Annotated in this window: 23 protein-coding genes and 1 tRNA gene; 13 read left to right on the top strand and 11 right to left on the bottom strand. The window is 38.0% G+C overall.

Annotated elements, in window-relative coordinates; all coding sequences use genetic code 11:
• Positions 1-32 precede the first annotated feature (32 nt).
• The 3 genes from IEV36_RS10435 to IEV36_RS10425 are packed head-to-tail and all read left to right on the top strand — an operon-like array spanning position 33 to position 2232.
• A complete protein-coding gene (locus IEV36_RS10435; RefSeq protein ID WP_005258480.1) occupies positions 33-947 on the top strand; it encodes an alpha/beta hydrolase family protein in 915 nt (304 codons plus the stop codon).
• Positions 934-1494: a TetR/AcrR family transcriptional regulator gene (locus tag IEV36_RS10430; RefSeq protein WP_005258481.1), complete on the top strand. Its 561-nt coding sequence runs from the start codon at positions 934-936 to the stop codon at positions 1492-1494. Before IEV36_RS10435 ends, IEV36_RS10430 begins: the two co-directional genes overlap by 14 nt.
• 12 nt (positions 1495-1506) lie before the next feature.
• The gene (locus IEV36_RS10425) at positions 1507-2232 is read left to right on the top strand and encodes a GDSL-type esterase/lipase family protein (protein WP_005258482.1); all 726 of its coding nucleotides are present in this window, start codon (positions 1507-1509) and stop codon (positions 2230-2232) included.
• A 4-nt stretch (positions 2233-2236) separates the two neighbouring features.
• On the opposite strand, the gene IEV36_RS10420 is transcribed toward IEV36_RS10425, so the two are convergent.
• On the bottom strand, positions 2237-2686 hold the full coding sequence (locus tag IEV36_RS10420) for a hypothetical protein (RefSeq protein WP_005258483.1): 450 nt from the start codon (positions 2684-2686) through the stop codon (positions 2237-2239).
• 36 nt (positions 2687-2722) lie between these two features.
• Here IEV36_RS10420 and IEV36_RS10415 point away from each other — a divergent pair, with 36 nt between their 5' ends.
• The gene (locus IEV36_RS10415; RefSeq protein ID WP_155757689.1) at positions 2723-3229 is read left to right on the top strand and encodes a hypothetical protein; all 507 of its coding nucleotides are present in this window, start codon (positions 2723-2725) and stop codon (positions 3227-3229) included.
• A 62-nt stretch (positions 3230-3291) separates the two neighbouring features.
• Here IEV36_RS10415 and IEV36_RS10410 read toward each other — a convergent pair whose 3' ends face one another.
• Positions 3292-3861, bottom strand: coding sequence for a TetR/AcrR family transcriptional regulator (locus IEV36_RS10410; RefSeq protein ID WP_005258485.1), 570 nt, complete (start codon positions 3859-3861; stop codon positions 3292-3294).
• A 206-nt stretch (positions 3862-4067) separates the two neighbouring features.
• On the opposite strand from IEV36_RS10410, the gene IEV36_RS10405 reads away from it, so the two are divergent.
• The 5 genes from IEV36_RS10405 (at position 4068) to IEV36_RS10385 (ending at position 10517) form a co-directional block, all read left to right on the top strand.
• Positions 4068-4844 (top strand): crotonase/enoyl-CoA hydratase family protein, encoded by a 777-nt coding sequence (locus IEV36_RS10405; protein WP_005258487.1) that lies wholly within the window; start codon positions 4068-4070, stop codon positions 4842-4844.
• A gap of 82 nt (positions 4845-4926) precedes the next feature.
• A complete protein-coding gene (locus IEV36_RS10400; protein WP_005258489.1) occupies positions 4927-5358 on the top strand; it encodes a hypothetical protein in 432 nt (143 codons plus the stop codon).
• A 14-nt stretch (positions 5359-5372) separates the two neighbouring features.
• Positions 5373-7466, top strand: coding sequence for a 3-hydroxyacyl-CoA dehydrogenase NAD-binding domain-containing protein (locus IEV36_RS10395; RefSeq protein ID WP_005258491.1), 2094 nt, complete (start codon positions 5373-5375; stop codon positions 7464-7466).
• Between the two features lie 38 nt (positions 7467-7504).
• Positions 7505-8680: an acetyl-CoA C-acyltransferase gene (locus IEV36_RS10390; protein WP_005258498.1), complete on the top strand. Its 1176-nt coding sequence runs from the start codon at positions 7505-7507 to the stop codon at positions 8678-8680.
• Between the two features lie 37 nt (positions 8681-8717).
• On the top strand, positions 8718-10517 hold the full coding sequence (locus tag IEV36_RS10385; RefSeq protein ID WP_005258500.1) for an acyl-CoA dehydrogenase C-terminal domain-containing protein: 1800 nt from the start codon (positions 8718-8720) through the stop codon (positions 10515-10517).
• Between the two features lie 361 nt (positions 10518-10878).
• Here IEV36_RS10385 and IEV36_RS10380 read toward each other — a convergent pair whose 3' ends face one another.
• Genes IEV36_RS10380 through IEV36_RS10370 form a run of 3 tightly spaced genes read right to left on the bottom strand, consistent with a single transcriptional unit; the run spans position 10879 to position 14357 of the window.
• Positions 10879-12117 carry a tetratricopeptide repeat protein gene (locus IEV36_RS10380; RefSeq protein WP_005258502.1) on the bottom strand — a complete coding sequence of 413 codons (1239 nt, stop codon included), beginning with the start codon at positions 12115-12117 and terminating at the stop codon, positions 10879-10881.
• A 14-nt stretch (positions 12118-12131) separates the two neighbouring features.
• Positions 12132-13718 carry a CAP domain-containing protein gene (locus IEV36_RS10375; protein WP_005258511.1) on the bottom strand — a complete coding sequence of 529 codons (1587 nt, stop codon included), beginning with the start codon at positions 13716-13718 and terminating at the stop codon, positions 12132-12134.
• 30 nt (positions 13719-13748) lie between these two features.
• Entirely contained in the window at positions 13749-14357 is a 609-nt protein-coding gene (locus IEV36_RS10370) for a hypothetical protein (protein ID WP_005258520.1), read from the bottom strand.
• A 1044-nt stretch (positions 14358-15401) separates the two neighbouring features.
• Here IEV36_RS10370 and IEV36_RS10365 point away from each other — a divergent pair.
• Positions 15402-15737, top strand: a complete 336-nt coding sequence (locus tag IEV36_RS10365; RefSeq protein ID WP_005258526.1) for a hypothetical protein — start codon at positions 15402-15404, stop codon at positions 15735-15737.
• Positions 15738-15888: 151 nt separating this feature from the next.
• Here the strand turns inward: IEV36_RS10365 and IEV36_RS10360 are convergent, their stop codons facing one another.
• Together IEV36_RS10360 and mobC are read right to left on the bottom strand one after the other, a co-directional pair.
• Entirely contained in the window at positions 15889-18318 is a 2430-nt protein-coding gene (locus IEV36_RS10360) for a hypothetical protein (RefSeq protein ID WP_005258527.1), read from the bottom strand.
• Positions 18319-18356: 38 nt separating this feature from the next.
• Positions 18357-18926, bottom strand: coding sequence for a plasmid mobilization relaxosome protein MobC (mobC, locus tag IEV36_RS10355; RefSeq protein ID WP_032864082.1), 570 nt, complete (start codon positions 18924-18926; stop codon positions 18357-18359).
• A gap of 915 nt (positions 18927-19841) precedes the next feature.
• On the opposite strand from mobC, the gene IEV36_RS18795 reads away from it, so the two are divergent.
• Both IEV36_RS18795 and IEV36_RS10350 read left to right on the top strand, forming a co-directional pair.
• Complete coding sequence (locus IEV36_RS18795) at positions 19842-20177, top strand: hypothetical protein (RefSeq protein WP_005258530.1); 336 nt, start codon at positions 19842-19844, stop codon at positions 20175-20177.
• Complete coding sequence (locus IEV36_RS10350) at positions 20069-21220, top strand: tyrosine-type recombinase/integrase (protein ID WP_227591687.1); 1152 nt, start codon at positions 20069-20071, stop codon at positions 21218-21220. The genes IEV36_RS18795 and IEV36_RS10350 overlap by 109 nt, the downstream gene beginning before the upstream one ends.
• 16 nt (positions 21221-21236) lie before the next feature.
• On the opposite strand, the gene IEV36_RS10345 is transcribed toward IEV36_RS10350, so the two are convergent.
• The 3 genes from IEV36_RS10345 to IEV36_RS10335 all read right to left on the bottom strand — a co-directional run bounded on the left by IEV36_RS10345 (position 21237) and on the right by IEV36_RS10335 (position 24560).
• Positions 21237-21326, bottom strand: a tRNA-Ser gene (locus tag IEV36_RS10345).
• A gap of 85 nt (positions 21327-21411) precedes the next feature.
• Positions 21412-23442: an NADPH-dependent 2,4-dienoyl-CoA reductase gene (locus IEV36_RS10340; protein WP_005258532.1), complete on the bottom strand. Its 2031-nt coding sequence runs from the start codon at positions 23440-23442 to the stop codon at positions 21412-21414.
• 200 nt (positions 23443-23642) lie between these two features.
• Positions 23643-24560 carry a DMT family transporter gene (locus tag IEV36_RS10335; RefSeq protein WP_005258536.1) on the bottom strand — a complete coding sequence of 306 codons (918 nt, stop codon included), beginning with the start codon at positions 24558-24560 and terminating at the stop codon, positions 23643-23645.
• 169 nt (positions 24561-24729) lie between these two features.
• Between IEV36_RS10335 and IEV36_RS10330 the strand changes: the two genes are divergently transcribed.
• On the top strand, positions 24730-25581 hold the full coding sequence (locus IEV36_RS10330; protein ID WP_005258538.1) for a LysR family transcriptional regulator: 852 nt from the start codon (positions 24730-24732) through the stop codon (positions 25579-25581).
• A 20-nt stretch (positions 25582-25601) separates the two neighbouring features.
• Here IEV36_RS10330 and IEV36_RS10325 read toward each other — a convergent pair whose 3' ends face one another.
• Entirely contained in the window at positions 25602-25949 is a 348-nt protein-coding gene (locus tag IEV36_RS10325) for a hypothetical protein (RefSeq protein WP_005258539.1), read from the bottom strand.
• Positions 25950-26158: the final 209 nt, after the last annotated feature.

The raw sequence follows: 26158 nt of genomic DNA, 5'->3' as shown, positions 1-26158 counted from the left end.
TTCTCTTGATATTTAAGTTAAAAAGGAAAATGATGAAGAATTCAGTAACATCGTCAGAAAGTACAGAAGCTAAATCCGAATATTTTCAATTTAAGGCAACAGATGGGTATATCTTGACAGGTATCAAATACTTACCATGTGTTCCTAAAAAAGCAAATCTTGTCATTGCAAGTGCAACAGGTGTACCACAGGAGTTTTATCAGCATTTTGCACGTTACATGGCGAAGTTAGGCTATGAAGTTGTAAGTTTTGACTACAGGGGAATTAATAAATCGGCTCCTGAGTCTCTTAAAGAATTCAAAATGAATTATCTAGATTGGGGCACTAAAGATTTATCTAGTTTACTTGACCAAATTTCAGATAGCGCCCTGCCCCTTTTTCTTATCGGTCATTCGTTTGGAGGTCAAGCGCTTGGCTTAGTAACCAATCATCATCGAATTACAGCCTGCTATAGCTTAGGAACTGGAATCGGTTGGCCTGAATACATGCCTTATTTTGAACGCTTCAAAATCAAATTATTAACAAAATACGTGATGCCTTTAATGGTTAAGCGTCACGGTTATATGGCTTGGAGCAAACTTAATATGGGAGTGGATCTACCCTCAGATGTATTTAAACAATGGCAAAGCTGGAGTCAGTATCCTGAATACTTCTTTGATGACCCTAAATTGGAATTTCTAATCGATCAATATTCAAAAGTTAAAACTAAAATTTTTGCAGCAACCTCTTTAGATGATGAATGGGCTACCCCAAAATCCCGAAATGAGTTTATGAAATATTACTCCAATGCTGAAGTTCATTTAATTGACATTGATCCCAAAAGATATGGTTCTAACTCAATTGGCCACATGGGATATTTTAAGAAAAATGCACAACCCATATGGCAATCCATAATACAAACATTAGAAAATATTCTTAATAAGGAGCAAAAGTGTGCGACCGAGTAAATTAACCCGGGCAGAAATGCTGAATATTTGTGCATTAGAGTTCAAAAAACATGGCTACCATGGAACAAGCATGCAAATGCTCGCAAGTGCTTGTGGTTTAACTAAGGGAGCTTTTTACTATCATTATTCAAATAAGGAAAAATTATTAGAAGATATACTTATCGAAACTAATGAATACTTACATAAAAACTTATTTTCTATTCCCGAAATACAGACTTTAACCGTAATGGAAAAGTTTGAAAAAATGCACCAAATCGCAACTCATTTCTTTTGTACAACTGAAAAGGGTTGCCTAATGGGAATCATTTCGATTGAAGCTTTATATTCACTACCGAACATTCTCCCGATTATTCAGCGATTCTTTTCAGATTGGCAAAGGTCTTTAACAACACTCTATTCTTTTAAATATCCTGAAAATGAAGCAACTATATTTGCTAAGCAATCTGTTGCTGAATATGAAGGTGCCATTTTGATGTACCGCGTAACGAATGACGAAACCTATATAGCTTTGCTTAAAAGCAGAATTCAAGCACAACTACAGTTTTAAATGGATATATTTATGATTTATCGAACTTTAAAAATGATCAAAGCACCTATTGCTCATATTCAAGGTGCTTATTTCTTTATAAAAATGAAAAAATTAAATGATCCTATTGGGGATCGTATAGGTAGTCTTGGTGAGGGGAAATCAATTGATATTCTAGTGATTGGAGACTCATCAGCCTTAGGTGTTGGATGTAAAACCATCCAAGAAACAGCAACAGGCACACTTGTTAGTCATTTAGCCAAAGAATTTAAAGTGAACTATACGATTTGTGCATATACAGGATTTACTACAGCCCAAGTTTATGAAAAAGTTAAAGAGATTGATATTAAAAAATATAATTATATTATTATTTCTTTAGGCAGCAATGATATAGTAAATTGTACACCAATGAGAATATGGGAAAAACAAACTTATCATCTATTTAATTATATTGATCAAAACTTCAATCCTGATCAGTTGTTTATCAGTGCAGTTCCTCCTTTTGAAAAACTAAAGACCTTACCTAATTCAATTAAAAATTATCTTTCATACGAATCAAAAATTCTAAATAAACATTATATCAACTTATCAAATAAAAAAAGTAATTATCAATTTATTGACTTAGGCTTTGAATTTAAAGACAATCACATTTCAGAGGATAATTTCCACCCAAGCAATATACTTTATAATATTCAAGGAAATAGATTACATCAATTAATATATAGTGATTTAACTTCAAAAAACTGTAAAGCAAATTAATGCTTTACAGTTTTGAAAAATCTAAAATAAAATAACTCACAAATTCAAGTCCTTTACTTTTTTTATAATAAGACATTCCTAAATAAATTTGATCCTCAAGCTTTACTAATTCATCATGATAGCGTCTGACCCAATTAGGGTTAAACTCTAAATTATGATCTATAACAATCACATTCTTATCAAAAAATAGCGATTTTTTTATGGAACCTTTAAAACGGTATCTTAATATCTCAGTATTTAAAACACCTAGTCTATTCATCCCAGTTAAACCATTCTGATGTGAGAAATGAAAAATCTTCCCCCTCCATAAATCTAGTTTTTTAAACCAAATTGGAAATAACACTTTACCATTTGCAGGACCATGAATATCTTCAAGCAATCCACATTCTGAATTAAAAAATAATCCCTTTAATTCAGAGCCATTCAAAATCTCATACTTATTAACACCACTCATATCTACACACCTTAAAATATATACGCAAACATATTAATGACCCACTGGTTCAAATTTAAAAAAATTAATAATATAAAATTAAAATTTTATATTAGAGATAATATAGTGAATTTAAATCTAATTGATTCCAAATCAAAATCCATTCTCATCTTTTCAAACTCTGCCATGATACTTACCATATTAGTCCATGATGCAGATCATATTAGACAAGCATATAACTGTGGTTTTATCATTCCAGGAATGTTATGGCTTGTTAATATACTAGTTTACTTACCTAACCTTTATGCTTTAAAACTTTCATTTCAGAGAAAAGCAAATGCTGCTCAAGTAACGGCTATCGGCTCTCTATCAATTGCATTTTTATTCGCAAAAGTTCATTTATGGAAACCTTTTTTCCCAATCTGGGGAATGTGGAATAAAACCTTTTTTGAACTTAATGCAGATGCAATTAGTTGGACTATCCTCGCATTGACAGTATTGATGGGAGTATTTACAGCAATGGCAAGTTGCTGGGTCATGGGACGACAAAGTCTCCAACACTGACAGTATTTATAATAATTAAGCTATTCTTTTAATTAGTTAAAAGAATAGCTTAATCAAAAGTATTATGCAGCAACAGCATTGAGTTTCATTAAAGCCTTTTCTGTTACTTTTTCAATCATTGTTGCATCGTTATAAATTCTTGCCATTAGAATTGCACCTTCATATTCAGCAACCAGTTGACGTGCAATTTGTTTCGCTTCAATTTCACCAAATTTAATTGCAAAAACATGACTTAATGCTAAAGCCCAATCATCTAAAAAATCACGAATAGGTCCCATTAAATCAGCTTTAGTATAGGCTGCATCAATTGCAACAACACCCATGAGGCACCCTATCGAGTCTTCTTGAAATAATTTTTTTGATTTCTTTCCCATCAACTCCAAGCGAATATTTGGTTCCAATTTTTCATCATAAGCAATTGAGAAAAGATTGTGTTTTATTTTCTCATGTGTCCATAATAATACGTCTTTCATTAACTCTTCTTTATTTGAGTAATGATGATAAAAAGTGGCTTTAGTCAAATCACAAGCAGAAGCAAGCATATCCATAGTCGTACCATGGAAGCCATATTTTCGAAATGTATTAGAACAACGGACTAATAATTCATCACGTGTAATTTTAGGTTTACGCATAAATATTTGCCCTCTTCAATGGTGAACAACTTCAATAATCTTAACTGATTTAATGATACTAACCAATCATTTGGTTAATAATTTTTCCTTAAAAACAATAACCAACTGTTTTCATTGAATAATAAATTCTTGCATAAAAATTAAACTCATGCTTATACTAACCAAACGTTCGGTAATTAACTATTTCACTCCAAAAGGACATTAAAATGAGCAACACGATTACTCGCGAAATTAAAGGGCATGTATTTTTTATTGGCTTGAATCGTCCTGATAAAAAAAATGCATTCAATTTGGAAATGCTACGTGAGCTTTCACAAGCAATTGGAGAGTATGAAGAAAACCCTGAATTACGTGCTGCTGTTATTTTTGCGCACGGTGAAGTCTTTACCGCAGGTCTAGATTTAATGGATGTAGCTCCAGCAATGGGTGGTGCTGGAATTCTTCCTGAAGGGGCCTATGATCCTGTTGGTATTCACGGCAAACGCTGTTCTAAACCCATTATCTGTGCAGTTCAGGGCCTCTGTTTAACACTAGGTATTGAGCTTATGTTAGCTGCTGATATTGTCGTGATTGGCGATAATGCTCGACTTGCACAAATTGAAATCAAACGTGGAATTTTCCCATTTGGTGGCGCAAATATGCGTTGGGTTGCTGCATCTGGCTGGGGTAATGCAATGCGTTATCTACTCACAGGCGATGAACTTGATGCACAAACAGCTTATCGAATAGGTATGGCTCAAGAATTAGTCCCAGTAGATCAAGTTCTGGCTAAAGCAACAGAAATTGCTGAAACCATCGCAGCTCAAGCACCTCTAGGTGTTGCAGCAACACTTAAAAATGCCCGCTTAGCTCAAGAAAAAGGTTTTGAGGCTGCAACTGCTGAACTTGTTCCTGAAATTAAACGTCTGATGAAAACAGAAGATGCACGTGAAGGTGTAATGTCATTCATGCAACGTCGCCCAGCTGAATTTAAGGGTCGCTAGTTTTTCTAGTCCTCTTTGATCCCTTTAGGGCTGTGAGAACGAATACAGCCCTACCCTTGATTCAACTCGGGATGTATAGATCATGTATTTTGATATTTTGCTTAAAATTCATCTTATTGCTGTTGCTTTCTGGTTTGGCATTCTTGGTGCAGAACTCATTATTGAACGAACTCGGGCTAAAAGTAAAATCCACAGCCAAATCGTAGCCTATCAACATTACTGGATTGATTTATTGTTCGAAACACCTGCATTCACAACTGTATTGGTCACAGGGATATTAATGATTGATCTAGGTCGTACAGAACCCATGTATTGGGCAAAGATTATTTTTGGCTTATTAACTGTCATTGGCAATATTCTTTGCACTATTGCCATTATTAAGCGCAAATTTGCCTCTGACAAAGAAAATCGATCAGCAGTGATTCAGAACTCTAAATTTGTAGACAAACTATCAGCCCTTTCTATCCCAGCAGGAATTATCACCATATTACTCGCAATTATGCTTCATAAATGAAAGGAAACTCATCAATGAGCACTGAATATTCTAAAGCTGGCAATATTGCCATTATTACTTTGAAACACCCTCCCGTAAATGCTCTATCTTTTCCATTGCGACATAGCTTAATGAACCATTTCATTGAAGCATCCAATGATGATGAGGTAAAAGCAATTGTTTTGATTGGCCATGGAAAAGGTTTTTGTGGAGGCGCAGATATTCTCGAATTCGATAAGCCTGAAGCAGGTCAAGAACCCACTGCATGGACGATTATTGAAGCTTTAGAACAATCCAATAAGCCTGTTATAGCTGCGATACATTCAATTTGTATGGGTGGAGGATTTGAACTTGCACTAGGATGTCATTATCGACTGGCAACTCAAGGAACTCAGTTTGCTTTCCCAGAAGTGAAACTTGGGATATTACCTGGTGCTGGTGGAACTCAGCGCTTGCCACGTGTAGTTGGTGTTGAAAATGCATTAAACATGATCGTAAGTGGAAAACCTATTTCAGCAGAAATTCTAGCTACAATACCAGATCAAAAACTAATCAATAAGGTTATTGCAAATCAAGAAAAACTTTTAGAAGAATCTGTTGATTTCGCACAATCTGTTATTGGTCAAAAACCAATAAAAATAAGTGAGCTTCCTTGTAAATATCCATTTACACCTGCTTTTTTTCAATTCGCACGAAACATGACAGCGCAAAGCCTTGTGGCTGGGAATGCTGTAAAGTTCTGTATTGAATGTATCGAATCGGCAGCGACCAAATCTTTTGCACAAGGATTTAAAGTCGAACGCAAGCGTTTCATGTCATTACTTGCCTCTTCAGAGTTTAGAGCCTTAAAGCATGTTTTTCTTGCTGAAAAAGTCGCCTCCAAAATTGATGACATACCTAAAGCCCCCCCTATTCGTCAGATTAAAAAAGTTGCTGTGATTGGTGGTGGTCTAATGGGCAGTGGCATTGCGATCAATTTTCTTAATGCTGGCCTCCCAGTCAGACTATTAGAGGCCAATTCAGAAGCTTTAAATCGTGGTATCGAAAATATTTCAAAGGTTTATCACTCACAATTAAAAAAGGGAAAAATTACTCAAGCTAAGCTTGATAGTGTCCTTTCTCAACTACAGCCGACACTCACATATGATGACTTATCTGATGTAGATCTTGCGATAGAAGCTGTATTTGAAAACATTGAGATCAAGGAAAATGTTTTTAAATCTCTTGATGCGGTCATGAAATCAGGTGCAATTCTGGCCAGTAATACCAGTACACTTGATCTCAACACAATTGCATCATTTACCAAACGTCCTGAAGATGTTGTGGGTCTTCATTTCTTTAGTCCTGCCAATATCATGAAATTACTCGAAGTTGTTCGTGGTGAGAAAACTTCAAATGAAGTTATGGCAACAGTGATGGCTTTGGCAAATAAAATTAAAAAAACTGCTGTCGTTTCTGGTGTATGTGATGGATTCATTGGTAATCGCATGATCGAAGAGTTACTTCGCCAAGCAGGTTTCTTAATCGATGAAGGTGCAAGTCCAGCTGAGATCGATAAAGCAATGGAAAAATTTGGTATGGCAATGGGACCATATCGTGTTGCTGATATGGCTGGTAATGATATTAGTTGGGCTATTCGACAAAGACGTGCAGTGGAAAGACCTGATTTACGTTACAGCCAAATCGGTAATCGACTATATGAAAATGGTCGTCATGGAATCAAGACAGGCGCAGGATGGTATGACTATATTCCTGGTCGTCGTGATCCAATACCAAGCCCTTTTATGGATGAATTAATTCATAAACACCGCGAAGAAATCGGTATTTCACCTCGAAAAATTTCACAGGAAGAAATCGTTAATCGCTTAGTTTATGCACTTGTAAATGAAGGTGCTCGAATCTTAGAAGAAGGTATTGCTGCAAGAGCAAGTGATATAGACCTCATTTATATCCTAGGTTATGGGTTCCCAGCATGGAAAGGTGGTCCAATGCATTATGCCAATGAAACTGGGCTTTATCAGGTGCTCAATACTATGAACCAGTTTAAACAAAATCCACATGCAGATTGTGACTTTTGGGAACCCGCACCAATACTTAAAAAATTAGTCAGCGGATATCAAACTTTTTAAGTGTCCATATTTATATAGAATTTATAGAGAATCAGAAAATGAGTAATGCATTAATTGTATCTACTGCTCGTACACCTTTAGCCAAATCTTGGAAAGGTGCATTTAACATGACACATGGTGCGACACTTGTTGCGCATGCAGTGAAACATGCCGTTGAACGTGCTGGTGTTGATATTCATCATATTGATGATGTGATTATGGGATGTGCAAACCCCGAAGGTACAACTGGAATCAATGTTGCCCGTCAAGGTGCGATTTTGGCAGGATTACCAGTATCAGTTTCAGGTTTAACACTCAATCGTTTTTGTTCATCAGGGTTACAAGCCATTGCAATGGGTGCACAGCGTATCATCGCTGGTGAAGCCGATGTTTATGTTGCAGGTGGTGTAGAAAGTATTTCATGTGTACAAAATGAAATGAATCAGCACATGTTGCTTGATCCTACCCTTCTTAAACTTAAACCTGAAATCTACTGGAGCATGCTTCAGACTGCTGAAAATGTAGCAAAGCGTTATGGTATTCAACGTGATGCTATGGATGAATATGGTGCATTAAGTCAGCAAAAAGCCTGCGCAGCTCAAGCTGCGGGTAAATTTGTCGATGAAATTGCACCGATCAGTGTAACGATGGGTATCGCTGATCCTAAACTCGGGCTGAGAACACAGCAAGTCACTATTTCAGAAGATGAGGGAACTCGAGAAGGTACAACAAAAGAAGGCATTTCAAAAATCAAACCAGCCCTTGCTGGCGGCTCAATTGCTGCTGGTAATGCAAGCCAGTTTTCAGATGGAGCTGGTGCATGCGTCATGGTAAGTGAAGATTATGCTTTAAAAAACAATCTTGCCCCAATGGGGAGATTTCTTGGCTTTGCAGTGGCAGGTTGTGAGCCTGATGAAATGGGGATTGGTCCTATTTATGCCATTCCTAAGGTTCTCAATAAACTAGGGTTAACAGTTAACGATATTGATCTATGGGAGTTAAATGAGGCATTTGCAGTGCAAGTTCTCTATTGTCGAGATTACTTAGGCATCCCAGATGACAGACTGAATGTGAATGGCGGAGCGATTGCCCTAGGTCATCCATATGGTGTTACAGGCCAACGTTTAACAGGCCATGCTTTGATTGAAGGTAAACGTCGTGGTTCAAAACTTGTATGTGTGACCATGTGTGTTGGGAGTGGCATGGGTGCTGCTGCCGTGTTTGAAGTTATTTAACTCTCCGCTCTCTATTTTTACTATTTAGGAAAAACTCATGCATCAATATAAAGCACCAATTCGTGATATGCAGTTTGTTCTTCATGATTTACTACAGGTCGAAAAACTGTATGCCTCTTTACCGCCTTATGCTGAAGTAAACAAAGAGTTAATCGATTCAATATTAGCAACATCTGCCGAGTTTGCCGAAAATGAAGTTGCGCCTTTAAACCGAATCGGTGATGAAGAAGGCTGTAAATTTGAGAATGGTCATGTCACTACGCCAACAGGTTTTAAGCAAGCTTACAAACAGTTTGTCGAGCTTGGATTAGGTGGTTTAGCATCCTCAGTCAAATATGGTGGTCAAGGTCTTCCCCATTCTTTAGATATTGCCGCTGGAGAAATGAATGCAACTGCCAATTGGTCTTGGTCTATGTATTATGGACTTTCTCAAGGTGCAGTGAAAACCATCGAAGCGCATGGTACACAAGAACAAAAAGATTTGTTCTTAAGTAAATTAGTGACAGGCGAATGGACCGGAACCATGTGCCTAACCGAACCTCATGCAGGTTCTGATTTAGGTCTAATCCGAACCAAAGCTGAACCAAATACAGATGGTTCATATAACATTAGTGGAGTGAAAATTTTCATTTCTGCTGGTGAACACGATATGACGGATAATATCGTACATATTGTTCTTGCTCGCCTACCTGATGCACCAAAAGGTACTAAGGGGATTTCATTATTCATTGTACCTAAGTTCAATGTGAATGATGATGGTACAATTGGCTCCAGAAATACTGTTTCATGCGGTTCAATTGAACACAAAATGGGAATTAAAGCATCAGCAACGTGTGTCATGAACTTTGACAATGCAAAAGGTTTTCTGATCGGTCCCGCAAATAAAGGTTTAAACTGCATGTTTACCTTTATGAATTCAGCTCGCGTACATACCGCTTTACAAGGTGTTTGTTCATCTGAAGGTGCTTTTCAAGGTGCATTTGCTTATGCAAAAGACCGTTTAGCAATGCGTTCACTTTCAGGACCCAGAAATCCTGAAAAAGAAGCAGACCCTATTATTGTTCATCCTGCTGTACGCAACATGTTATTGACACAAAAATGCTTTGCTGAAGGTGGTCGTGCATTGGTGTATTGGTTAGCGAGTCAAATTGACTTACTACATCATGCTGAAACAGAAGAGCAGCGTAAACATGCGGATGATCTGATGAGTTTAATTACTCCTATCGCCAAAGCATTTCTTACGGAAATGGGATCAGAAGCAGCAAAACACGGCGTGCAAATATATGGTGGACATGGATTTATTAGTGAATGGGGCATGGAACAAATTGTACGTGATACACGCATCTCTACGCTTTATGAAGGAACCACTGAAATTCAGTCATTGGACCTAATTGGTCGAAAAGTGATTCAAAGTCGTGGAGAACTTCTGCAAAAATTCACCAAGATCATTCACAAGTTTTGTGAAGAAAATCGAGAAAACAAGCAACTCTCTTCTCATATTGAAAAGCTCTCTTCATTGAACAAACAATGGATTGATTTATCCATGAAAGTTGCAGTTGACGGCATGATGGATCCTGAAGAAGTTGGCGCTGCTGCGGTAGATTTTATGTATTTTTCAGGTTATGTCACTTTTGCATATTTATGGGCTTGGATGGAAAAAACAGCTATTGATCAACTCAAAAATCAACCTAGTGATTCTGCTTTTTATGAAGCAAAAGTTAAGACGTCCCAATTTTACTTCAAGAAAATCTTACCTAGAGCTCAAATGCATGTTGAGGTCATAAACGGTGGTTTAGATGTTCTAATGCAACATAGGGAAGAAGAGTTTATTTTTTAAATAAAAAATTAAACTCTTCTTGTTTAATGTGAGAGGATTTCCTCTCACATTTTTTATTAAATAAAAAATACCACTAATAACGTAAAATTGATTATATATGTCTAGCAATAATTAGAAGTATTAGAGCATAGCAAATTGATCCATCTCATCTAATTCAAAGTCTGAACTGACTGCTGCGATCCTTTCTGAATATCCTAAACATGAGTGAGGACATGCGATTGATGATGCTCTGATTTGGAATACTCCGTGTAAAACTCCTCAACAAGATCTAGCCCTTTCTCTGTTCCAATTTCAAAGCAGGCATTACCAAAACATTGCCGTGTCACATAGACATTAATATAGCTATTCTAATTTAAGAGTATTATTTCAGCTTCAAATAAAACTTACTCTTACTATCATACTGATAAATTACAATTTTATTTACTTTAACCATCCGATTATTGTCGTTCATATCCGTTCCCTGATAATGAATCTGGAATGGATAAAATGGTTGTCCATTTTTGTTGACTTTGATTGCTGAAGAATAGCCGTACTCTGGTTGTTCTGAAACTTTTCCTTCTTCGAACATTTGTTCAACAATATAGTCGTCCTCATTTAACAGAAGAAGTGACCATACGCTTTCCCCATAACCATTGCCGTAATAACCATCAATGGTATAGCTTCCTAGTGTATTGTTTCCAAAAGCTTGTAAGTTCTTTTTAAATTCTTGAGCATTCCATGAGGTTCGACCATATCCCTCAATACTTTCAATTCCCCCTTGGGCTGTTTTTGAAATCATTTGGAATTGTCCATTGTCCAATTTTTTAAAGAGATATAATTCCAAAGTACCTCGTGTAACATGTGAAGTTTCTATCCTGCCTTCGATTGCTAAAGTCACTTCCACAGGGACTAAATAACGGGCTTCCCCCTGCATATTCTGGTAAGTAAAAATAGGGGCGATACTGATCACAGCGTCTGTGAGATCATCCAAGTCACTAGGCTTATTAACATAGTAGTATTTACCACTTCCCCAGTAATCATCTTTTTGTCTTTCTCTGGATGATGTCACTTTGTAAAAACTTCGGGCAATGGTATCTGTACTTAGGTTAGGGAGAACAACTTGCTTAAAGTTCTTAGGTTCAAGCTTGGATGTATCATAGTATTTAATGACTGTTGTGGCTGTTTGTACTGATGGCGTTTGAACAGCATTGAGCTGCTGTGCTTTAGCCTGCAATGTATTGTATAACTTGACCGCTTCAGGTTGTCCCTGCCGTGCAGCACTTTGCAACAAGGTAACACCCTTTTCTGCATCCTGTGGTACACCATCCCCATTAAGATACATGACTGCTAATGCGTACTGTGAAAGAGCAAAACCATTCACTGCTGCCTTGGAAAACCATTCAGCCGCTTTTTTATGATCGACAGGTACACCTTTCTTTCCTAAGTAGTAAAGCATCCCCATATTATGGTTACTTTGATTATTATCTCCTTTGGTCACGACTTGTGACCAAACATAGTTCAGTCCTGCCGACAGGTTAACTTTCTTAGTTTCAGCAAATACCAATGAACTGGTCAAAACCATACTGGTGGCGACAACAAGATGGAGTATTGATTTTTTCATCTGATTCTTATCCTTTATTTGTTATCGACTTTAAACCAGTAGGAATATTCTTTAGGCTGACCATTCACTAGGACATTGCTGAGTTGGACGTCGTAGATCACGTTCAGTTTTAAATCGTCAAAGTTAAACTGGATATGGTTGGGAACTCCGATATTTTCATAGCGGATATTACTGATCTTTTGTTTAGCTCCACTACTTCGCTCAGTAACAACAACAGTGGCTTTAGCGTAGTCCACATTACGATTAGCAAAAAGATTCTTTTGATCGGTTAAAACTGAAATAGAGAGGATTGAACCCGGCATATAATATTTGGCTGGATAGTTATGGTAGGGATAGGCAATCACACCGAGTGGTGTAGTGGTTGCATTATTAAAAGGGTAAACAACTTTAATTGAAGTCCCTACAACGTAAGGGAATCGGGTATCCCTGAATGATGGTGCATTGACTGAACCATAAGCAGATTTTTGCAAGAATGGGTTGAGCATCCAAAGACGATGACCTACATTATTTGCCATAACATTAAAATAATCATGTATCAAACTTCTGATAGTGTCGGCAGGCGGATTGTCATACATATTCGCTCTGACCCCCATCTCAAGATTACTAGTTCTTGCACCTACAGCACCAATATCTGAATAGCAGTTTTTGTTTGATTCTGGGTAATGGGTCAAGATGTTATTAGCGGCAAGAATCAGCGCCGTCTGCATCATCTCATCTTCATGGGCATAGTCGTATGTAATACTTGGCAGCCCATGCAAGGCACGAACCGTATTGATTTCATTTAAAAATTCATTTCTAAACTTTGCACTGAGCTTACCTGCATAACAGTTATTGATATCGGGTGCCTCGCTCATGGATGAGGCTTTAAATACATCAAAGCTGATCGTCTGACTCTTTGCTGCCAGTGTTTTGGTATCACCCTCCTGGGTGAGTTTAAGGGTACATGCCCCCGCACTAATCCCCTTTAGTTCACCATTAGAATAAGTACAGGTTGCAGTAGAAAGACTGCTAATCGTGACAGGAAGTTTCGAACTGGATTCAGCATCCAATGAATAAATACTCTCCGTCAGAACGTATTTTATTTTGAGTGGGGTAATAGTTTGCTTAAGCTTATTCACGCACGCATTATTTTCTAAATATTGATCGGCAGCACAAGTCACATTGACGGTCATGCTGCTATTCAATGCTAGAACTTTTGCCGTCCCTGCCTGTGTCAGTACCAGAGTACATTGACCAACATTTAAAGCTTTGAGTTCACTACCACTTACACTACAGATGTTGGGTGTGTTACTGCTAAACATCACTGCCAGACCTTGATCTGTCTTTAGCGATAATGGATAGCTGTGACCTTGAACCAGTGTACTCAATGGGAATGACTGGATATTCTGTACCGCCTTATTTTTGCATACCCGCTCTTCCAGATACTGGGTTTCAACACAGGTCACGGGCTTAGGGATTGTATTGCCATTATCTGGATTGCCCGTTCCACCTCCATTGGATGAACCAGAATCTCCTCCCGAACCGCCGCCTCCACATCCGACCATTAATGTGCTGATCGCCAGCATCAGCACAGATGGCATAAAGGTTTTTGAAATCATCATGATTGACTGCCTTAAATTTTTATATTGTTGTTATTGATAATGATCAGCCGAAAGGAGTTGACGGATTTCACTGGCCATCTGGGGGCTACGCCAAGGAAACAGCACTTTAAGACTATAATTCGGTTTAAATTGATCCCGTGTTCCAATATTGACCTGAAACTCACGTTTCATCGGTGTTCGATTGACTTGTTGATTGACATGAATTCCTATCATTGGGTTACTAATCACGGTGGTCGTGGTTCTGAAGCGATCTTCAACCAAGTTGTAATGCCCAACAGAAGTTATATAGTCAAAAGGATATTTGACTAGACGTTGATCTGGCTGATCAAACAGGATGATGGTTTTGTCCCGACTGTTAATCCAGACCCCACGGTTTTGATAATCAAAGGTTTCACCCTGACGTTTCAGTTGTTCGGTCATCCCGTCAAAGTAGGTATTTCCGTATTGATAGAGGTAGTAAATGATCACAAACCAGAATAGGTCAAAGCCAAAGAAAAAATAGCCAAACCATCCTAAGGAAAAGATTTTGGCGACAATAAGAAAGATCACAACCGGCAAGACCACACACTTTAAAAATAGTTTGGATTTCTGAGGACGGTTTTCGATTGGAATAATTTTAGGTTTGGTTAATTCAGTCATGGTTGTTCCCCGCATGTTCAATGCAATTCACAATCACCAGCAGATATAAATATAAAAAGATCTATTTTTTATAGGCGTGTTTTTGCCATCCACCGTTGGATTGTTCTTGTAAAATGTTTTTTTAATACAGACGAATAATAAAAGTTAGCCGTCTAGTCCCCGCTGCAAAGCACAACAAGGTGGAACAGGTGGTGAGGCACAAATGAGAAAAGATAGATACAGCATGAGAAGCTCCTAGATGTTTATAGAAGTTCTACCAATTACTGCTAAATAATGGTGGCAGAACGAAAAGGGGTTAGCAGACTGATCATCTAGGAATCAGCACACCCGAAGGTGTCCCCCTTCCGTCCTACCATAGAAAAAAAGGGGGACGAGAGGATTCCCACACTCAATTTATATCCAAAAATATAAATGTCATGTGCTAGATGAATACGGTCTGCTAAAACCGACTGGCAATGTAGGCCAGCGAGCCCATATTAATTTTATCCAGCGCTTTAGTCAATTTTATCAATACTAAAATCTGGACGATCAGCTCGGACGGAGAAAGTTAAGTGGCTGAATTTTACTTAAGTAAAATTCAACCCATCAAGGTGGTTATTTTGATTTTAAGGGGAAGTCTAAAATATGTATAAGAATAAATATTAGGCTGACATAGCCGTCCCTAGATACTTTTAATAAATTGTTTTCCAGCCGTCAGAAAAACAATATTTCTTCAGGGTAATCAATCAATTATTTAATGTTAAGATATGTAAAAATATCATACTGGATCGTTGACAGGTTAAGGTATACCCAGCTAACCTAGTTTTACACAGCAAAATCTGTGTTCAGGCGTAGGAACCTGATATTATCTACAAGCGCAAATTAATGTCGCTTATGCGACTATTTTTTTGTCTATTGTTTAGCTGTCGTTATGGCGGCTTGACAGGACAGCCTAGTGCTGGCCGTGCCTTGTAGAACGGTATTTCCTACTCCTGTTAAGCTGCCACCATCACCGTAGGAAAGTGCTGGCGGTAAGTATTAAAACTTATCTACAAGGAAACGACTATGAACGCAATTCTTCATGGTGCAAACACTTGCACACCTAAAAAGCAAGCTTCTCAACTCATTGTTGAACTTGGCAAAACAATTTCAAATCCTCAACGCCAAACATTGGCAAATCTTTATATTGCGGTTGATACCGCAAATTCCTTACTCAACGAGCTTGAACAAGCACATCAAATCATTCGTCAATGCATGTATGAAATGACTGATGAGCAAATTCTCGAAGTTGCCAAACTCAATCAAAAGAATAATTTATCTTCATTGTGGGCATTCCGAACGCACCAACGTCAAAAGATGATTGAACGTGCACAACGTGTCTTGGGAATCCGTTCTATTTAACTCGATTAATTATTGATATATTTTTAGCTTGCTACTGTGCACTATAGAAATCGCCTACATTATTATCGATTAAGTAATAATAAAGTTGATTGAAAGCAGTGACAGTAGCAACGCTAAAGATAATAAAAGTCTTATTTTTAAAAGTGGGTGCTTAAAATTCAGGACCATCGTCATTTGATTTCTGCTGTTTAGAGTCAACTTGTGGTTGACGTTGAATGTTATATTGCTGTCCCAGCATGGTAGCAATTAAGTTCATGATCAACCTGACAATTTCTTCAACGAACTTTGCAAGTTGCAGTATTGTTGCTGTAAGTTCTGCTGAATGCTCTCTATCATATTGGTATTGCTGTTGCATTGTTGCTGCATGCTCCTGATCTGCGTCTGCTTGTTCTCTAAGTCGACGCATATTTTGTTTAAATTGCTCATACTCTGAATACAATTCAACATCATCTCGTTTAAGTCTTTGATTTGTAGTTGCTGTTGCAATTGTAAATTTTTCAAATTCGTCTCCTGCTTCTCTAGAACATCGAAGCGCTTGATCAAGCTGGCTGTTAAGTGCTCTAGTCTGCCGATCTGTGTAGCGCATGACATGCTCTGTTCTTGAAGGCGCTGCTCTTTCTGATGCTGTAATTGCTGTTGTTGCTCCAATTTGTCTAATTTTTCCTGCCTCGATTGTAATTCTCTGATCATCAATCCAATATTCTGAAATAAGTTGATCTCGGCTAGGCTCAAGTCTGACGGACTGCTGAAACCTAAGATTTTCAAGATCTTGTTCATGTCGTCTCTGTTGCTCTGCTCGTAATACTCGATCACGCTGAGCCTTTTTTTCATCTTCTCGACGTTTTCTTGCAAGCCTTGCATAGTACTCAGCGAGGATGGCGTCAAAGCTAAACTCATTTGTTCGAGTAAATCCAAAATCATCTGCTGTGTGTCGCTGCCGTTGTGGTGTTGAATAGCCGTATGTTGCTGTTCTTTCATGACTTATTTCTCCACGATGCATGGAAATGTCAGATGAATATTCGGTTCCGTTGGATGAACCATTTTTTTGTTCAAATTCAGAGTATTGCAATCGATCCATTTCGGAGAAGTAATTGCTCGGAAACGATTGCCCCTGCCGTCCGTCAAAATTTCGGTCTCGTTTTTGGTTAAGATCGGCTGTGTGAAATAATAGTTCGCGGGTAATATTGTTAAAATATTCAGCAGCCACATTCCAAGCGCCATGAGAATGAATATTTTTAGAATCAATTTCGGGTTGTGAGTGATCGACTGAGTTAATGCCTGATCTACTTGCTGCTGCAATTGTTTCTTCTGATCTTCTAATATTTGCGAGATTCCCTGAGTGTTGTTCTGAATTTGGGCTTTGATCAAATTCTGATTGTCTTTGATCGTCTGTTGCAATAGGACTTTGCTCTGCTGAAGATGCTTTTGCATGATCTGATCGATTTCGTTGAGATGTGAAGACAGCTTCATTTGTATATTGTCGATATTCTGCTTCAGTTCTCCTAGATATGATTTCAACCCTCTGATTAAAATCTGTGTCTCGTTCTTCTGGTGTTGTAGCAGATGCATAACGTTGTCTGTTGTAATCTGCTCTTGCCTGTCGAGCTCCTTGCAAAGCCTGTTCTGCTCGATCTCGAAGTTGAGCACAAGGCGTTCGAGTGTATTTTGAAATCTGATTAACTGTTCGCTGCTCATCGTTTCCACGTTCTCGATCTGCTGTTCGAACTTGCTCAAGAGATTTGATACGCTCTCGAATTGTTCTTGAACATTTTTCGATGTTGAATTGTTTTTCATAGATTTCTCCTTGAAAATAAATAGGTTTTTTGCCAAACGGTGGAACTAGGCTGAACTGTTTTTCTCGAATTTTGACTACTTCACTTGCCAGCTTGTTGTTTAATACAAACTGCATAAAGTCATCACGGTTTCTGACTAAAAGTTCGGACGGAATTACTTGAGTATGTTTTTTTTCTAGTTGTTTCAATGATATGTATAAAAGTTTTAAATACAGGTTTTCAATATACTGTTTATAATTCTCTCGATCTTTTCCAACCTTTTTTAGTGCAGATTGCAAATACGTCTCATGACCTTTTTTTGTAAATCTTGCACGCTCTGGATCATTCGGATCTGCCCAACCGTATTCAAAATTCAACTTGTCTTGCAAGGTATGAAAATGCTTTTTGAAATTGCCGGGAGGTGCGATATTCATTGCTTTTCCTGACTTGAGTTCAAGCCGAGGGACAAGAATATGAACATGTTTTGAACCGTTTAGTTCCTGATGCAGAACAGCCGTCAAATGATATTGATCAGGCTCGAGACCACTAAAAGCCAATGCTTCGAACTGTTTTAAGACATCTTTTATTTCAATGTTAGTAGGTTGATCTTCTTCAGCAAAAGCAATCACGGCAGACGTATATTTATGTTTGAAAGGAGAACTATCTGCAATTTTTGCAAAGAGATGTGGGTCACCGCAGAGCACTTCGACATGCGGACGGACAATATTCATGTGATCTTTTTCATCGAGCACATAGCTCGCTGCACGTGCTGCACTGCCCGTTCCATGCCTCAACATCTTAATCAACATGCCCCGCTCTCCCGTTTAAAATAAAAAAGTAAATAAAATCAAATTTCTATATGGTCATCAGAAAGATCAGCATCTAAAACTGATTCAAGTTCACCATCTCCAACGACTTGCATTTGTCGCAATAAATCGGCGAGATATTTTTGTTCAATATGCTGATGTCGGCGCTGAACAGTTTCATCAGAACGATGCTGTGACGGAGGTGAAGGAAGTGGATAAAGCTGATAAATTTTTTTTAAATAGTCTTCGACCAGTAAGTAAGTTCGAAGCAAGTCAACTGGCTTTCCGATTTTGTTGCTAATGTGAACTGCACGGGTAATCTGATTGAGATTATTGCCAATTTTTGCAAGTTGGAATGCAATGCTTTCTCTATCTTCTTCCACTCCGCGACGGGATACTTGCTTGGCAACGACATGCGATTCACGAATTGCTGATTGATCAACATTCAAAATATTTTGAATATAGTGATTCACGGAAAACCGAATAAAATCGCTAGTGGTTTTATTTAATAACTTTGCCGAATTTTTAATTAAATCTAGCTCCAAATCATTTAAACGTAATTCAAGCCTACTTAATCTTTTTGACTTCATAATAAGATTTGCATCAATCATAATCACACCAAAAACCATCAATCTATTTTTAAGCTATAATATTTTTCAAAATAAAAAAAGTGTTTTCGACAAGAATTTAGAATAATTTTAAATTAGAATAAATAGTTACTCTAAAAATTTAAAATACCCCATTAAAAGTAGCGGTTTGGCTGCAAGCCAACCAGATCCCATTCGCACATAATCACAACTTTTGTTGTGATTTTGTACGGACATGGGTAATCTGGCTCGACCGGTTAAAATCATATTTAATGTACTTTAGACTATTAAGTGTTATATTAAATTTTATAAAGATCAAGAGTATTATAATCATCAAAGAATAACTAAAAAAACCTTACCAAAGGATAAATACCCAAAGATAACAATTATAAAATATAACTCAAAAACATTAACTTAGTTAAAAAATACTAAATAAATTATCTCAACAATAAAAAATCTATAAAATTAGTAAAAAATAATCCCACAGAGACAAACTATGCATTAAAATTCAATATAAATTAATCTTAATCCAATGATATATTTATCTAAAAATAAAAAACGACCTTTAAATATTAAAAACCAATCACCCTAAATTTTAAAACCCAAATTTCAAATTTTAAAAGCAACCTCGATCATACAAAAGATTAATTACTATTATAATAAACATATAACCAGTTTAGGAAATAAACCTTTTTTTTGATCTTTTACACCAAAATCATTTTTATATAAAAAAATATGCTAGCTTTCAAATTATAGAAACTTGTTTTACTCTTCAGATCCTAATTACCAAAATGAGGATTTTAAGACAACAAGGCTTTCTTCAACTGAATTAAAAATTGAAGAGGTCAAAATGATTGAAGATCTTTATCTAATAAAATTCATTATTAGATATACACAAACTTTAGCAAAACTTTCGAATAAGAATGCGGAGGTTCAAAAATGAATAAACATTTTGAACTCGTTGACTGGGTCACCGCGGAAAAGTTTTGTGAATTGACGGGCGAACAGATCTCGAACCTAAAAAATCTACGTCCACAATGGGATGAGGGAAAAGTATGGGTAAAAGTATCTGATCGAAAAATTTTATATAGCTTGAAAGGTTATAACGCATGGGTCGAACAAGCAGCGCAGGTCTACCAAAAGGCACAAGAGCAAGAAGCGGCAAGATACAGATTAATTTTAAATGGAACGGTAAACGCGAGTGGTTCACCCTCGACCTCACCGACACACCAGCCAACTTCAGTAAGGCGGCTAAGATTAGAGAAGATTTTGTAACTAAGGCCAAGTACGGAATCTTAAAGATTGAAGACATCGAAGCGGTTACGGTCAAGCCCATTAAAAAATCTGACGCTGCGCAAAAAACATTGCCAGCGTCAAATGCTCCGACATTTGCTCACTATGCCCAAGAATACCTTTATAACCTTTCAGATCATAAGCACGGCACCAAGAAAAAATATCTATCAATTTTGGAACGGCTGTGGATGCCATTATTTGCTGACATGCCAATTAATACGATCAGCAGCCAAATGTTGCGTAGCGCGGTGAATGGACGTGAATGGTCTTCATCGAAGACTCGAAATGATGCTTTGATTCCATTACGCGGCGCATTCGAGTTAGCCAATGATGATGAGATTATTGATAAGAATCCATGTGATCGATTAAAGAATCAGAAAACGCAGGAAACTGAACCTGATCCATTTAATGAAATTGAAAGGGAAAGAATACTGAACTGGTTAAGAGAGAAATATCTTGCAATCTACCCAACTGTGTATTGGTATTTTGTGGTGGCATTTTGGACAGGTTGCCGTCCATCAGAAATTATCGCGCTCACTTGGCAGGATGTAGATTTTTTGAATAAGCAGATTCACATCAATAAAGGTCGTGTGAACGGCGTTCAGCAGGAAACCACTAAAACCAACAAAGCTCGATTTGTAGATTTGAATGATTTTGCATTTGAAGCATTCCAACAACTCAGATTACTAACTTATCTCAAATACGACCATGTATTTATTTGTGATGAGACTGGTGAGGAATTTACTACGCAAAAATCATTAAGTGAAAAGTTTGTGGCTGCATTGAAAGCAAACGACATACGCTATCGCCCTGCCTATAACACTCGTCATACATATGCGACTGTATGCTTAATGAATGGACTCAATCCAGTCTATGTGGCTTCACAGTTGGGTCATAGTCTGGTGATGCTCATGAAGCGTTATGCGAAGTGGATTAATTCAGATAAGAACAAAGAAGAGATTGCTAAAATTTCGAATAGTGCCAAAATTGTGCCAAAGAAAAAGGGAATCAAACTATGTATTTGATTCCCTTTCAGATATTTGGCGGAAGCGGTGAGATTCGAACTCACGGAGGACTCACACCCTCGTCGGTTTTCAAGACCGGTGCATTAAACCGCTCTGCCACGCTTCCATGTGCGTAAGAATACAAAGCTTGCCCTGTTTATACAAGAGAAATTTAACTGCAATGTATTCAAATGCATATTGTTTCATCAATTTTACAGTTTAGCGGCTAATTCAGCACCATCTCGGATCGCACGCTTCGCATCAAGCTCTGCTGCAAGCTTCGCTCCACCAATAATATGATAGTTTGCTAAAGTGCTTTCACCTTCTTTTGGCATCAAATCTTTGACCGATTCTTGGCCTGCACAGACTACAATCGTGTCTACGCGCAACAATTGATCATGCCCATTATGTTCAACCCATAACCCTTCATCGGTGACTGCTTTATATTGCACACCACGCAGCATACGCACGGCATGTTTTTTAAGTTGCGCGCGATGTACCCAGCCTGAGGTTTTACCTAAGCCGATACCCAAGGGTGTGGTTTTGCGTTGTAGCAAATAGATTTGACGAACTGGCATTTCAACTTCTGGACGCTGCATCCCACCTTCTGAAATATAATCAGGATCTGGATCAACGCCCCATTCACGCTGCCACTCTGCTAAAGGTTGTGGCTGAGGTTGATGTGGAGGTTTTAACAGAAACTCCGAAACATCAAAGCCAATACCACCTGCACCGATCACAGCAACTTTATGTCCTACTTCTGCACCACGCAAAACCTCTGCATAAGACAGGACTTGTGGTGCTGTGCTGCCTTGAATCTTTAAGGCACGTGGTACCACACCTGTTGCCACTACAACTTCATCAAAGCCTTCTCGCTCTAACTGTTCACGACTAATCCGTGTATTTAAACGTACATCAACACCAGTCTGTTTCAATTGCACTTTAAAATAACGAATGGTTTCATGGAACTCTTCTTTACCTGGAACCACTTTTGCCAAATTAAACTGACCGCCGACATCCTCATTTGCTTCAAACAAAGTCACGGCGTGACCACGGCTGGCTGCCACAGTCGCAGCTGACATGCCTGCCACACCACCGCCAACGACTGCAATGCGTTTTGGTTTCTTGGTTTTGAGATAAACCAGTTCCGTTTCAAAACATGCCTGTGGATTGACGAGACAAGTGACACGCTGGTTTTTAAAAGCATGGTCTAAACACGCCTGATTACAAGCGATACAGGTATTAATTTCATCGACACGATTGGTGGCGGTTTTATTGACCCAATACGGATCAGCCAGGAACGGACGCGCCATTTGCACCATATCGGCCTTGCCTGAAGCAATAATTTCTTCAGCAATATCTGGCATATTGATACGATTCGATGCAATCACAGGAACCGATACATGTTGCTTCACAGCTGCGGTATAGTCGACAAATGCTGCACGCGGCACAGAGGTTACAATAGTTGGTACACGCGCTTCATGCCAGCCAATGCCTGTATTTAACAGTGTAATCCCAGCTTTTTCTAATGCCTTGGCAACCACAATCACTTCTTGCATGGTATTGCCGTCATGAACAAGATCCAGCAATGATAAGCGGAATGCGATAATGAATTTCTCACCAACTTTGGCACGGATTGCCTTAACGATTTCTACAGGGAAACGCATACGGTTTTCAATATCGCCGCCCCAACGATCGGTACGTTTATTCACATGGCTACTCAGGAACTGATTAATTAAATAGCCTTCTGAGCCCATGATTTCTACACCATCATAGCCTGCTTTTTTGGCCAGACTTGCGCAACGTGCATAATCGTCAATGGTTGCCAAAATCTGTGAATCGGACATTTGACGCGGTTTAAATGGATTAATCGGTGCCTGAATTGGAGAAGAAGATACTGAAAAAGGATGATAACCATAACGCCCAGAGTGCAAAATCTGCATGAGAATCTTTGCACCATGTTTATGTACTGCATGCGTGACCAGACGATGATGCGGAATATCTGCCAGACTATTCATCGTACCGCCTGCAGGTAACAACCAGCCTTGACGGTTTGGAGAAATCCCCCCAGTAATGATTAAGCCAACACCGCCCTTTGCACGCTCACCAAAATAAGCTGCAAGTTTAGGATAATTAAAAAAACGATCTTCTAAACCTGAATGCATTGAGCCCATCACGACACGGTTTTTAATTGTAGTAAAACCCAAATGTAATGGTTTTAAGATATTTGCATAGCTAGTCATGGTATTCCTTCTTTAATTTTGGCTTTGCAACTTGTTGCATAGTACTTTAATACTTTTTTATTGATTTGGGATGACTGTAAATCGAATTTTAATGGTTGAAAGTGTCAATTTAGCTGAAACCCTTTCAATATTCTCCAAGGCAAACGCATAAAAAAAGCAGCCATTTAACTGACTGCTCTTCTAATATTGAAAATGAAAGCTTAATGCTGTTGATTACCTGAATAGGCCAAATGACTTTTTGGCTTTTTCACTTTGAGCGAACTCATCACAATCCCCAAACAAATAAATGCCGCACCAATCAGGATATTCAACGTTAAAGGTTCATGCCAGATCAAAGAACCAAACAACAAGCTGAGAATAGGAATACACATGATCGAGATCGAAGCAATAAAAGTATCCACCTGACTCACAATCCAGTTCCACAATACAAACGCAAATCCAGTTCCGATCACCGCAATATAAAATAAGGCCGATTCATTTAAAGGATTGAGCCAAACTTGGACATCTACAGGTTCAAAAGCTAAAGCGCAGACAAAAATAACAGCTCCACCCAGTAATAGTTGCCAAATGGTCAGCTTGATTTTGTCATACGTCGCAAAATTCTTTTTAATAAACACCGTCGATAAGGCCCAGAAGAAACCAGATCCAATTAACAGGATTTGCCCAAGCAATGAAGTATTCATATGGATATGCTGAAGTTGCGGCCAAAGAATAGCGATCAGTCCCAGCGTCCCTAAAATAAGTCCAATACCTTTTTGGCTATTCAAACGCTCATTTAAGAAATAATGTGCCAGCACACCAATAAAAATTGGCATGGTAAATACCAGCACTGCCGATAATCCCGAATCTACAAATTGCATAGCAAAAGTTTGCGTTGCATAGAAGCCAAGACAAATCAGCAAGCTTAAAATGATGAGCGGTTTCCATTCAGCCTGTTTGGGCAAAATCGATTTCTTCAAAACTCGTTGTACAACCATTAAGGTCAATGCAGCCAGAATCAAACGCGTAGAGATAAACAGGAATGGTGGAAATACCTGCAAACTATGTTTGACCAAGCCCCATAAAGAGCCCCAGACCAAACATAACAACGCGATTGCGCTAACGACTCGAATATTCACGTGTTGTACTCAACCCTTGGAAAGTCATGTTAGTGTATAAAATAAATGACATCATGAATAATGCTATGTTTTAATAGATACATCATTTTTTTTGATGCCTATTCAGCGACCTGTTCTTTTTGATTTTTATCTTTCGGAATGAATGAGCTGGAATGATTGAGGAATTGCCGTGAATATTGATATTAATGATATCCGATCTTTTGTCACTGTAGCCGAGCTTAAGAGCATTACGGCGGCGGCGCATAAGCTCAATTATTTACAATCCAATATGACAGCAAAAATCAAGAAAATTGAAAATCATTACAAACGCCAGTTATTTATTCGTAGGCCCAAAGGTGTTGAGCTGACTGAATCAGGCATGAATTTGTACACCCAATACAAAAAGATGATGTTCACTTGGGAAGAAACTGAAAATAAAATCTATCAACAAGAAAGTGTCTTACGTTTTGGAACCAACACCAGTCTCGGCGGGATGCGTTTTCATCCTTCATTTAGCAAATTATATGAAGCTTATCCAGAGCTCTCCATCACCATGAAAACTGGCTCTACAGGCTATATAGAAGATGAAATTCTAGCGGGCAATCTGGATATGGCTTATGCACTGGGTCATCCCAAACAAAAGAATCTGCAATATATAAAAAAGGCGGATGACCAACTGGTGATTATTGGCAAAAATATGATTAACCATGACAATCTTGAGGAATGTCTGAATCACCAAAATATCTTGCTGGCTTCTGAACAATGCTGCTATGCCACAACTTTAGATAGCATCTATACAGACTACAATCTCACCAAAGGTGAACTCACTCATATTTACGATCATGAAGCTTTAATTCACTTTACCCAGTTGGGTATGGGCATTTCGATGATCGCCAAATCTTTGATCGAGAAATACAAGATTCAATATTATCGGGAAACCCCTGAACAATATCGGGACATAGGCTTATATCTGATTGCACGCAATGACCATGTCTTTACACCGATCGAGAAGCAATTTATTGGCCTAAATGATTCACTTTGAGCCAATTTGAATATAAAGATTTAACTTTTTTGCAGTTTAGTGGGTAATTTCAAAGTTGAATCTTTTTCCCATTTAAATACAGAGAAAAATAACATGACAACTGCTACAACCGTTCCTAAGGGAAACATATTTAGCATAAAGACCGTCATTAAGATTGAACCAATACGACTACTTGTACTTCCCGTCCTAACACTTTTTGCACATAGAAAATGAACAACAATCAAGGCTATACGCCCCAACAGCCCCCCAATAAAATATTTAGGCATATGCATAAACAAGTTATAAATCGCATAGACGAGATCTGAAATTAAGATAAACGCTACAATGCGATGTAATGTGGAGAGAATCTGATTGTTCGTTTCTAGCATTTTATTCTTTCACCCTTTTTAGAATCTTAATAAAAACTTTATGTTTATCGTAAAACTTTATATTTTTCTGATGTTAATCTATTTTTCAAATGAAAAAAAAAGAATTCCTTTCCTAACACAAAAAAAATCGATTTGAAAAGTGATATAGTACTGAGCGTATAAATTCTCTTTGGTCACCGATGTATTAGGGTGCCTATTTCGAAATAGTT

The sequence above is a fragment of the Acinetobacter vivianii genome, from assembly GCF_014635885.1.
Classification (GTDB): Bacteria; Pseudomonadota; Gammaproteobacteria; order Pseudomonadales; family Moraxellaceae; genus Acinetobacter; species Acinetobacter vivianii.
Note: the sequence above shows the minus strand (reverse complement) of the source record. Positions and strands in the feature narration are given on the sequence as shown.

Excerpts from the sequence above, each read along its gene's own strand:
- IEV36_RS10325 (WP_005258539.1), bottom strand. The coding sequence starts at position 25,949 with ATGCTAGAAACGAACAATCAGATTCTCTCCACATTACATCGCATTGTA.
- IEV36_RS10340 (WP_005258532.1), bottom strand. The coding sequence starts at position 23,442 with ATGACTAGCTATGCAAATATCTTAAAACCATTACATTTGGGTTTTACT.
- IEV36_RS10365 (WP_005258526.1), top strand. The coding sequence starts at position 15,402 with ATGAACGCAATTCTTCATGGTGCAAACACTTGCACACCTAAAAAGCAA.
- IEV36_RS10380 (WP_005258502.1), bottom strand. The coding sequence starts at position 12,117 with ATGAAAAAATCAATACTCCATCTTGTTGTCGCCACCAGTATGGTTTTG.
- IEV36_RS10385 (WP_005258500.1), top strand. The coding sequence starts at position 8,718 with ATGCATCAATATAAAGCACCAATTCGTGATATGCAGTTTGTTCTTCAT.
- IEV36_RS10415 (WP_155757689.1), top strand. The coding sequence starts at position 2,723 with ATGACCCACTGGTTCAAATTTAAAAAAATTAATAATATAAAATTAAAA.
- IEV36_RS10400 (WP_005258489.1), top strand. The coding sequence starts at position 4,927 with ATGTATTTTGATATTTTGCTTAAAATTCATCTTATTGCTGTTGCTTTC.
- IEV36_RS10390 (WP_005258498.1), top strand. The coding sequence starts at position 7,505 with ATGAGTAATGCATTAATTGTATCTACTGCTCGTACACCTTTAGCCAAA.
- IEV36_RS10360 (WP_005258527.1), bottom strand. The coding sequence starts at position 18,318 with ATGTTGATTAAGATGTTGAGGCATGGAACGGGCAGTGCAGCACGTGCA.
- IEV36_RS10420 (WP_005258483.1), bottom strand. The coding sequence starts at position 2,686 with ATGAGTGGTGTTAATAAGTATGAGATTTTGAATGGCTCTGAATTAAAG.
- IEV36_RS10395 (WP_005258491.1), top strand. The coding sequence starts at position 5,373 with ATGAGCACTGAATATTCTAAAGCTGGCAATATTGCCATTATTACTTTG.
- IEV36_RS10375 (WP_005258511.1), bottom strand. The coding sequence starts at position 13,718 with ATGATGATTTCAAAAACCTTTATGCCATCTGTGCTGATGCTGGCGATC.
- mobC (WP_032864082.1), bottom strand. The coding sequence starts at position 18,926 with ATGATTGATGCAAATCTTATTATGAAGTCAAAAAGATTAAGTAGGCTT.
- IEV36_RS10370 (WP_005258520.1), bottom strand. The coding sequence starts at position 14,357 with ATGACTGAATTAACCAAACCTAAAATTATTCCAATCGAAAACCGTCCT.
- IEV36_RS18795 (WP_005258530.1), top strand. The coding sequence starts at position 19,842 with ATGAATAAACATTTTGAACTCGTTGACTGGGTCACCGCGGAAAAGTTT.
- IEV36_RS10410 (WP_005258485.1), bottom strand. The coding sequence starts at position 3,861 with ATGCGTAAACCTAAAATTACACGTGATGAATTATTAGTCCGTTGTTCT.
- IEV36_RS10435 (WP_005258480.1), top strand. The coding sequence starts at position 33 with ATGAAGAATTCAGTAACATCGTCAGAAAGTACAGAAGCTAAATCCGAA.
- IEV36_RS10405 (WP_005258487.1), top strand. The coding sequence starts at position 4,068 with ATGAGCAACACGATTACTCGCGAAATTAAAGGGCATGTATTTTTTATT.
- IEV36_RS10425 (WP_005258482.1), top strand. The coding sequence starts at position 1,507 with ATGATTTATCGAACTTTAAAAATGATCAAAGCACCTATTGCTCATATT.